The organism is Bartonella sp. CL63NXGY (assembly GCF_042194905.1).
Classification (GTDB): domain Bacteria; phylum Pseudomonadota; class Alphaproteobacteria; order Rhizobiales; family Rhizobiaceae; genus Bartonella.
On the sequence record NZ_JBHINK010000094.1, the window covers coordinates 374 to 708 of the forward strand.

Annotated in this window: 1 protein-coding gene; it reads left to right on the plus strand. The window is 41.8% G+C overall.

The genetic code is table 11. The features are described from left to right. Positions 1-77 precede the first annotated feature (77 nt). A partial coding sequence (locus ACFIK0_RS09420; RefSeq protein ID WP_375663913.1) for a hypothetical protein occupies positions 78-335 on the plus strand: 258 nt, incomplete at its 3' end.

Here is a 335-nt window from a genome sequence, read left to right on the forward strand (position 1 = left end):
CATATTTAATTGGGGGTCAACCAATTCCATTTTCTGAACAATATGCCTGTCCAATTTGTGGCTTCACGGTTGGAGAGTTGGAACCACGGTTATTCTCTTTCAATGCTCCAATTGGTGCTTGTCCGGAATGTGAGGGTCTTGGTTCCAAGTTGGAAGTTGATATTGATTTAGTAATCCCTGACCGTTCGAAAACATTACGGGAAGGTGCATTAGTGCCTTGGAATCCTATCTCTTCGCAATACTACCCCAGCTTATTGGAACAATTCTGTCAGTCCGTCAAGATTGATATGGATAAGCCATTTAATAAACTGACCAAGAAGCAACAACAAATGGTC